Raw genomic sequence first — 7,849 nt, forward strand, 5'->3', positions numbered from 1 at the left:
CCGGGAGGCGGGGCGAGGGGCGGGAGGGGGCGGGGGCGGGGGCGGGGAGGCCCCACCAGGTGCGGCAGTTTCGAAACCGGAAGGGCAGCGTGGACCCCGCCGCCCTCCCCGGCGACCAGATCGACGACTACGCACGCATGACGGGCGCCTTGCTGGCCCGCGCTCATGCGCACAGCGCCGATCCGCGTGTGGTGGCGGGCTACTGCGGCAAGGGCGACGCGTTGGACCGGGCGATGGCCGATTTCGCGGTGGCCTACGCGGATCGTACGGAGGCGGATCACGCGGAGTTGGTCGCGGCGATCCGGAAGGGGCGGATGGCAGCGGAGACGGGGGTCTGAGCGGGGGCGTTCCGGGCCGTAGGGTGGCCGGGTGACGAACTCGCAGGCGGAGAACGCGCAGGACGGCCAGGACCCCCATGCTGACCACGGGACCGCGGGCTACGCGGGTGCTGCGGGGGTGACCGATCAGGGGGGTGAGGCTTCCCGGGGCGGTCACGATCAGGACGGTTCGTACGTCTCGCAGGAGAGCCGGAACGGTCAGGACGGTTCGTACGTACCGCAAGGGAGCTGGAACGGTCAGGAGCCGTACGCCTCGCAGGAGGGCCGTCCCGGGCACGAGGGACCGCACGCTACTGAAGGGCCCCAAGGCCACGACTCCCCCGACGCACACACCCCGCCCCACCCCGACACCCCGCCCCACCCCACCCCCGAAGCGCAGGCAGCTGCCACGCAGCGGTTGGCGCGGGCGGTGGAGGCTGCTGAGCAGGCGTTGATCGAGTTCGAGATCGCGGTGGAGACGTTCCGGGTGGAGGTGGAGAACTTCTCGCGGCTGCATCATCAGCGTCTCGGCCCGATGTACGCGCGGCTGGACGAGCTGGATGCCCAGATCGCCGAGGCGGTCGCGGCCCGTACCGGGGATCCCGAGGATGTGCGCAAGGCCCGCGAGGCGCGGGCGGCGGTGCTGCCGATGCCCGAGGTGGAGGAGTTGTTCCACGGCTGGGTGGGGTCCGAGGGGCTGTATCCGGAGGCCCAGGCGATGCTCAACGAGCAGCCGGTCAGTCCGCCGCAGAAGGTGCGGCCGAGCGAGGAGGCCCGCCGGATCTACCGCGATCTGGTGCGCAAGGCCCACCCAGACCTGGCGCGGGACGAGGCCGAGCGCGCTCGCCGGGACGCCTTCATCGTGCGGGTCAACGCGGCGTACGCGGCCGGGGACGAGGCCGCGCTGAGTGAGCTGGCCCGCGAGTGGGAGGCCGGTCCCGCACCGCAGGAGCAGCGGCCGAGCGAGAGCGAGGAGCTGTACGCGCGGCTGGAGTGGCTGGCGGCGCGCAAGGAGATGCTGGCGGCGATGGTCACCGAGATGGAGCAGAGCGCCATCGGCGCGATGATCAAGATGGCGCCGGACGACCCGGACGCGCTGCTCAACGAGATCGCCGAGAAGCTGCTCGCGGATGTGGCCGAGCGCGAGGCGTACCTCGCGCAGCTGGTCGGGTAGCGTCGGGCACATGCACTTTGGTTCTCTGCCCACGGTCGGTGTCGACGCTCTCACTTCGCAGGACTTCCTGCTGGACGTACGCGAGAACGACGAGTGGGAGGCGGGGCACGCCGAGGGCGCGCTGCACATCCCGATGAGCGAGTTCGTCGGCCGGTACGGCGAGTTCACGGAGCAGGCGCCCGACGGCGGCCGGGTCTACGTGCTGTGCCGGGTCGGCGGCCGGTCCGCGCAGGTCACCCAGTACCTGATCCAGCAGGGCATCGACGCGGTGAACGTCGACGGCGGCATGCAGGCGTGGGAGGCCGCGGGCCGCCCGGTGAAGAACGGCAAGGGCGAGCCGGGCGCGGTCGTCTGACCTGCCGCGGCCGTCCGGTCGCTCAGCCCAGGGCGTGGGCGGCCAGCAGGTCGCCCAGTGCTTCTTCGTGGGCCGCGGCCGGGCCCAGGGACAGTTCGAGCTGCTTCGCCCAGGCGTGGTAGCGGTGGAGCGCGTAGTCCGTGTCCGCGCCGAACCCGCCGTGCAGATGTTGGGCGGTCTGTACGACGCGTCGTACGCCTTCGGCCGCCCAGATTTTCGCCACCGCCACGTCCCCGGCCAGGGGTAGCGCGCCGTTCGCGGCGCTGCTGATGCGCCAGGCGGCCTGCCAGAGGGTGGCTTCCATGGCGCGCAGGTCGATGTAGCGGTCGGCGGCCTGGACGGCGACCGCCTGGAAGGTGGCGACGGGGAAGCCGAACTGCTCGCGCTTGGACGTGTAGGCGCTGGTCATGGCCAGGACGGCTTGGCCCAGGCCGAGGGCCAGCGCGCAGGTGCCGGTGGTGAGGAGGTCGCGCAGCCACTCCCAGGCGCCGGGGTCGGTGATCACCTCGTCGGAGGCCGTCCGTACGGAGTCGAACTGGATCTCCGCGAGGCGTTCGCCGTTGGTGGAGACCTGGTCGTGGAGGCTGACGCCGTCCCGGAGACGGGGAACGAGGGCGAGTACGGCGGTCCCGTCGCCGGTGTGCGCGGGGACGAGGATGCGGTCGGCGCTCTGGGCCCAGGGGACGGCGGTGTGCATACCGTCGAGCACCCACTCGGTGCCTTCCTGGCGGGCGGTCACGGCCAGTTCGGCAGGGTCGTGGCCGGTGCGGCCGTTGGCGGCGACGGTGAGGATCAACTCGCCGCGCCCCGCAGCAGGGAGGACGTCGGTACGCAGCTCGGCGCCTGCGTAGGTCTGTACGGCGAGGGCCGCGGCGCTGTTCTCCAGTAGCGGTACGCGGGCGAGTACCCGGGCGGACTCGCGCAGTACGAGGCAGAGCGCGATCGGGTCCAGGCCCGCGCCGCCGTACTCGGGCGCGAGCAGCAGACTCAGCAGGTCGGTGTCGGCCAGCTTGCGCCACAGGGGGCGGTCGAAGTCGTCGGCCACCGCTCCGGCGGTCAGCGCGGGGCTGGGCACGCTGTCGGGTACGACATCCGCGAAGACGGCCTGTGCCGCCTCGACGGCCGCCTGCTGCTCCTCGCTGAAGGTGAAGTCCACTGGCCTGTCCTCCCGTGTGCCCGCACGGCGACTACCTGACGGGCCGTCAAGTTAGAACAGGTTGCAGCGAATGTGAATGGGGTCAGCGGTCGAAGTCCAGCTCGACTTCCTCCGTCGTGGGGTGGGACTGGCAGGCCAGCACATATCCGGACGCGACTTCCTCGTCCTCCAGCGCGAAGTTGCGGTCCATGCGTATCTCGCCGGAGACCAGGAACGCGCGGCAGGTGCCGCAGACGCCGCCCTTGCAGGCGTACGGGGCATCGGCGCGGTTGCGCAGCACCGCCTCCAGCAGCGATTCGCCGTCCAGGACCGGCCAGCTGCCCGCCCGGCCGTCCAGTGTCGCGGTCACGGTGCTGTGTGCGGGGGTACGGAGGGGCGCGGTGCTGCCCGCGGTGGCGGAAACGCTCTCCACGTCCGCGGGCTCGGCTATGTGGAAGATCTCTTCGTGGATGCGGCCGCGGGGGACCTGGAGGCCGCGCAGGGCCCGTTCCGCGGCTTGGACGAGGCCGTACGGGCCGCAGAGATACCAGCCGTCGACGGACCCGACGGGCAGCAGGGCGGGCAGCAGCTCCCGCAGCCGCGGCTCGTCCAGACGGCCGGAGGGCAGGCCCGACTGCTGGTCCTCGCGGGAGAGGACGGAGACCAGCTGGAAGCGGTCCGGGAAGCGGTCCTTCAGGTCGGCGACCTCCTCCAGGAACATCGTCGAGGCCGCCGTACGGTCGCTGCGGACCAGGCAGAAGCGGGCCTCCGGCTCCTGGGCCAGCAGCGTCGCGGCGATGGACAGCACGGGGGTGATCCCGCTGCCGCCGACGATGCCCACGAACCGCCCGGGGCGGGGCTCCAGGACGAACCGGCCGGCCGGGGCCATGACCTCGACCGTGTCGCCGACGGCCAGTTCCTTGAGCGCGTACGTGGAGAACTCGCCGTCCTCGACCAGCCGGATGCCCACCCGCAGCAGGGGCTCGTCGTCGCACGCCGGGGTGCAGATCGAGTACGTACGGCGGATCTCGCGGCCGTCCACCGTGCGGCGCACCGCGACGTGCTGGCCCGGGGCGTGCCGGAAGGTGTCGCGCAGCTCGGGCGGCACCTGGAAGGTGACGGCGACGGCGTCGTCCGTGAGCCGTTCGAGCTCCGCGACCCGGAGCGGGTGGAACATCACAACTCCTTGAAGTGGTCGAACGGTTCCCGGCAGGACTCGCAGCGGCGCAGTGCCTTGCAGGCGGTGGAGGAGAAGCGGCTGAGCAGGGTGGTGTCGGTCGAGCCGCAGTGCGGGCAGCGGATCGCCAGGGCCACCGGCACCGGCCCGCCGGCCGGCCCGGTGGGGCGGGGCGGGGCTATGCCGAATTCGGCCAGCTTGCGGCGGCCCTCGGCCGTGATCGCGTCGGTCGTCCACGGGGGGCTGAGGACCGTACGCACCTCGACCTGGGGAATGCCGTGCTCGTGAAGGACGCGCTCCACGTCGGCGGACATGGCCTCGATGGCGGGGCAGCCCGTGTACGTCGGGGTCAGCTCGACCTCCACCTGGCCGGGGCCGGTCATCCGCACGTCACGCAGGATGCCCAGCTCGGCCAGGGTCACGACCGGCAGCTCCGGGTCGGGGACGGAGCCTGCCACGTCGCGCAGCCGGTCTTCGAGAGTGGTGGTCACCATGTCGCCCCCGGGTGGCTGCGGTGCAGATGCTGCATCTCGGCGAGCATCCGGCCGAACGACTCGGTGTGCAGGCCCTGGCGTCCGGCTCCGGCGGTCCAGGCGCCGCGGCTCGCCCCTTGGGGGACGGTGAGGGTGGCGCGGGTCAGCACGGAGGCGATGCGCGTGATCCAGTCGTCGTGCAGGGCGGTGAGGTCCAGGTCGAGGCCCGTGACCGGTTCGAAGAGTTCGCCGGTGAAGCGCCACAGGGCGTCCAGGCCGCGTTGTATGCGCTCGTGACTCTCTTGCGTGCCGTCGCCCAGACGCAGGGTCCACTGCTCGGCATGGTCGCGGTGGTAGGCGACTTCCTTGACAGCCTTGGCCGCGAGGGGGGCCAGAGGGCCGTCGCCGACGGCCAGTTGGCCGTACAGCAGCTCCTGATACGTGGAGAAGTACAGCTGGCGGGCGATGGTGTGGGCGAAGTCGCCGTTGGGCTGCTCGACGAGCTGGCAATTGCGGAAGGAGCGCTCCTCGCGCAGATACGCCAGTTCGTCCTCGTCGCCTACGAGGGAGAGCAGGACGCGGGCCTGGCCCAGGAGGTCCAGCGCGATGTTGGCGAGGGCCACCTCTTCTTCGAGGACGGGGGCGTGCCCGGCCCACTCCCCCAGCCGGTGGGAGAGGACGAGGGCGTCGTCGCCGAGGGCCAGGGCCGGGGCAGCGGCGGCGACGTCCCGGGCCGGCGAGCCCGCGGGGGCGGGGGCCGCGGTGCTGGTGGCGGCCGGGGTGGCTGCGGTCGGTGCGGGCTTCACAGGTGCTGCACCCCGTCCGGGATCTCGTAGAACGTCGGGTGGCGGTAGGGCTTGTCGGCGGCCGGTTCGAAGAAGGAGTCCTTCTCGTCCGGGGAGGAGGCGGAGATCGCGGCGGAGGGGACCACCCAGATCGAGATGCCTTCGGAGCGGCGGGTGTACAGGTCGCGGGCGTTGCGCAGGGCCATCTCGGCGTCCGGGGCGTGCAGGCTGCCGGCGTGGGTGTGCGACAGGCCGCGCCGGCTGCGGACGAAGACCTCCCACAGGGGCCAGTCGGCGGGCCCCGCCGAGGCCCCGGCGATCGCCTCGGAAGCCGCGTCGGGCGGCCCCGGCTCGCCCGGGCCCGTCCGGCTCTCCGGACGTGCGCCGCCTGCCGTGCCGTTCGTGGTCATCGGTTCCCCTCCCCGTGCTTGGCCGCGTACGCCGCCGCGGCGTCGCGCACCCAGGCGCCGTCCTCGTGGGCCCGGCGGCGCTGGTTGATGCGCTGTTCGTTGCAAGGGCCGTTGCCCTTGAGGACCTCGCGGAACTCGTCCCAGTCGATGGGGCCGAAATTCCAGTGGCCGCGCTGCTCGTCCCACGTCAGGTCCGGGTCCGGGAGCGTGAGGCCCAGGGACTCGGCCTGGGGCACGCAGATGTCCACGAAGCGCTGGCGCAGCTCGTCGTTGGAGTGCCGCTTGATCTTCCAGGCCATCGAACGGGCGGAGTGGGCCGATTCGTCGTCGGGCGGGCCGAACATCATCAGCGACGGCCACCACCACCGGTCCACCGCGTCCTGTGCCATGGCGTGCTGGGCGTCCGTGCCCCGGCTCAGGGCGAGCAGGAGCTCGTAGCCCTGGCGCTGGTGGAAGGACTCCTCCTTGCAGACGCGGACCATGGCGCGGGCGTAGGGGCCGTACGAGCAGCGGCACAGGGGGACTTGGTTGGTGATCGCGGCGCCGTCCACCAGCCAGCCGATGGCTCCGACGTCCGCCCAGGTCAGGGTCGGGTAGTTGAAGATGGAGGAGTACTTCTGGCGGCCGGAGTGGAGCTTGCCGAGGAGTTCGTCGCGGCCGACGCCGAGGGTTTCGGCGGCGCTGTAGAGATACAGGCCGTGGCCCGCTTCGTCCTGCACCTTGGCCATCAGGATCGCCTTGCGGCGCAGGGACGGCGCGCGCGTGATCCAGTTCGCCTCGGGCTGCATGCCGATGATCTCGGAGTGGGCGTGCTGCGCTATCTGGCGCACCAGCGAGGCGCGGTAGGCGTCCGGCATCCAGTCGCGGGGCTCGATGCGCTCGTCCGCGGCCACGGCCGCATCGAAGCCGGCTTCCAGGACCGCAAGGGACTCGGCGTCCGGCGCGATCGTCGTCATGTGATCCCCCTAGCTCCCGACCGACCGATCGTTCGGTTCAATGGTGTGGCTCGGACGCACGGGGTGTCAAGCCTGTGGATAACTCGGGGGAGGGTGTGCCGCGTGGGGTGGCCTAGGTACGGTTCCGGAGCGGTGGAAAGCCGCTCGGTAACTGGGAACGGGGCAGGAATGCAGCTATACGGGGACGAATCGCGGCCACCCGCCGCGCTCTCGCTGCCGTCACGCATCGTGGTGACCGTGGCGGCCGGTGCCGTCACACTGGCTGTCGCGATTCATCTGGCGATGATGTTCCTGCACGTCGCACCGCCGAACACGCTGAGCAAGCAGCACGGCGAAGCGGTCAACGACTACGTCTTCCCGGAGTACGAGCAGAACTGGAAGCTGTTCGCGCCCAACCCGCTCCAGCAGAACATCGCGGTACAGGCGCGCGCCCAGCTGCGTACGAAGGACGGCGACCGGCTGACCACCGGTTGGACCGACCTGACCGCCATCGACGGCCGGGCCCTGCTGCACAACCCCGTACCGAGCCACACCCAGCAGAACGAACTGCGCCGCGCCTGGGAGTACTACCTCAACACCCACGACGCCCAGGACCGCTCCACCGGCATGCGCGGCGAGCTGGCCGAGCAGTACGTCCGGCGGATCGTGATGCAGCGCATGAGTACGCGGTGGACGGCGCGCGGCGCGGTCGAGCAGGTGCAGGTCCGCTCGATGACGACGGCCGTCAGCCCGCCGCCGTGGAGCACCGAGAAGATCAGCGACAAGCCCCGGTACCGCCAGGTCCCCTGGTGGCAGGTCACCGCGGCCGACCTGCCCGAAGGAGCGAGGATCCAGTGACAGCGCACAGGTTGCCTCCGCAGGCGGCAGACGGGACGGCGTCCGCGGACTCCCGGACACACGCGACGGGCGGGACGGACGGGGCGGACGGGACGGCCGCGACGGTCACGGCGCCCAAGGCCGACGCGGCACCCAAGGCCGAGACGGCCGACACGACCGACACGGCGAACTCCGCCCCCCAGGCCACACCCGCTCCCGACAAACCCGCCTGGCCCACCATCACCCCACCC

10 protein-coding genes and 1 pseudogene are annotated in these 7,849 nt (G+C 71.8%); 5 read left to right on the forward strand and 6 right to left on the reverse strand.

Translation table 11 applies throughout. From position 1 onward, the window contains the following. From IH45_RS0141780 to IH45_RS0141790, 3 genes are all read left to right on the forward strand, one after another. A partial coding sequence (locus tag IH45_RS0141780) for a DUF2252 family protein (RefSeq protein ID WP_158813470.1) occupies positions 1-338 on the forward strand: 338 nt, incomplete at its 5' end. Between the two features lie 31 nt (positions 339-369). Beyond that, a complete protein-coding gene (locus IH45_RS0141785; RefSeq protein WP_394298748.1) occupies positions 370-1,491 on the forward strand; it encodes a hypothetical protein in 1,122 nt (373 codons plus the stop codon). A 10-nt stretch (positions 1,492-1,501) separates the two neighbouring features. After that, complete coding sequence (locus IH45_RS0141790; RefSeq protein ID WP_030682064.1) at positions 1,502-1,846, forward strand: rhodanese-like domain-containing protein; 345 nt, start codon at positions 1,502-1,504, stop codon at positions 1,844-1,846. A 22-nt stretch (positions 1,847-1,868) separates the two neighbouring features. Here IH45_RS0141790 and IH45_RS0141795 read toward each other — a convergent pair whose 3' ends face one another. The 6 genes from IH45_RS0141795 to paaA all read right to left on the reverse strand — a co-directional run bounded on the left by IH45_RS0141795 (position 1,869) and on the right by paaA (position 6,782). Further along, positions 1,869-3,002 carry an acyl-CoA dehydrogenase family protein gene (locus IH45_RS0141795; RefSeq protein ID WP_030682067.1) on the reverse strand — a complete coding sequence of 378 codons (1,134 nt, stop codon included), beginning with the start codon at positions 3,000-3,002 and terminating at the stop codon, positions 1,869-1,871. A gap of 82 nt (positions 3,003-3,084) precedes the next feature. Further along, complete coding sequence (locus tag IH45_RS0141800) at positions 3,085-4,158, reverse strand: 2Fe-2S iron-sulfur cluster-binding protein (RefSeq protein ID WP_030682070.1); 1,074 nt, start codon at positions 4,156-4,158, stop codon at positions 3,085-3,087. Then, positions 4,158-4,652: a 1,2-phenylacetyl-CoA epoxidase subunit PaaD gene (paaD, locus tag IH45_RS0141805; protein ID WP_030682073.1), complete on the reverse strand. Its 495-nt coding sequence runs from the start codon at positions 4,650-4,652 to the stop codon at positions 4,158-4,160. Before paaD ends, IH45_RS0141800 begins: the two co-directional genes overlap by 1 nt. After that, the gene (gene paaC, locus IH45_RS0141810) at positions 4,646-5,437 is read right to left on the reverse strand and encodes a 1,2-phenylacetyl-CoA epoxidase subunit PaaC (RefSeq protein ID WP_394298749.1); all 792 of its coding nucleotides are present in this window, start codon (positions 5,435-5,437) and stop codon (positions 4,646-4,648) included. Before paaC ends, paaD begins: the two co-directional genes overlap by 7 nt. Then, positions 5,434-5,736: a 1,2-phenylacetyl-CoA epoxidase subunit PaaB gene (gene paaB, locus IH45_RS0141815; protein WP_030682079.1), complete on the reverse strand. Its 303-nt coding sequence runs from the start codon at positions 5,734-5,736 to the stop codon at positions 5,434-5,436. Before paaB ends, paaC begins: the two co-directional genes overlap by 4 nt. Positions 5,737-5,822: 86 nt before the next feature. Next, positions 5,823-6,782 carry a 1,2-phenylacetyl-CoA epoxidase subunit PaaA gene (gene paaA, locus IH45_RS0141820; RefSeq protein ID WP_030682081.1) on the reverse strand — a complete coding sequence of 320 codons (960 nt, stop codon included), beginning with the start codon at positions 6,780-6,782 and terminating at the stop codon, positions 5,823-5,825. A 168-nt stretch (positions 6,783-6,950) separates the two neighbouring features. On the opposite strand from paaA, the gene IH45_RS0141825 reads away from it, so the two are divergent. Next, the gene (locus IH45_RS0141825; RefSeq protein WP_030682084.1) at positions 6,951-7,619 is read left to right on the forward strand and encodes a DUF5819 family protein; all 669 of its coding nucleotides are present in this window, start codon (positions 6,951-6,953) and stop codon (positions 7,617-7,619) included. After that, a pseudogene (locus IH45_RS1000000150480) lies at positions 7,616-7,849 on the forward strand (hypothetical protein); the annotation flags it as partial. The gene IH45_RS0141825 and the pseudogene IH45_RS1000000150480, both read left to right, overlap by 4 nt.

Source organism: Streptomyces rimosus subsp. rimosus, from assembly GCF_000720725.1.
GTDB classification, from domain to species: Bacteria; Actinomycetota; Actinomycetes; order Streptomycetales; family Streptomycetaceae; genus Streptomyces; species Streptomyces rimosus_A.

Bases quoted from the DNA above. Each gene is read 5' to 3' on its own strand.
- paaD (WP_030682073.1), bottom strand. From the start codon at position 4,652: ATGGTGACCACCACTCTCGAAGACCGGCTGCGCGACGTGGCAGGCTCC.
- IH45_RS0141825 (WP_030682084.1), top strand. From the start codon at position 6,951: ATGCAGCTATACGGGGACGAATCGCGGCCACCCGCCGCGCTCTCGCTG.
- IH45_RS0141800 (WP_030682070.1), bottom strand. From the start codon at position 4,158: ATGTTCCACCCGCTCCGGGTCGCGGAGCTCGAACGGCTCACGGACGAC.
- IH45_RS0141790 (WP_030682064.1), top strand. From the start codon at position 1,502: ATGCACTTTGGTTCTCTGCCCACGGTCGGTGTCGACGCTCTCACTTCG.
- paaA (WP_030682081.1), bottom strand. From the start codon at position 6,782: ATGACGACGATCGCGCCGGACGCCGAGTCCCTTGCGGTCCTGGAAGCC.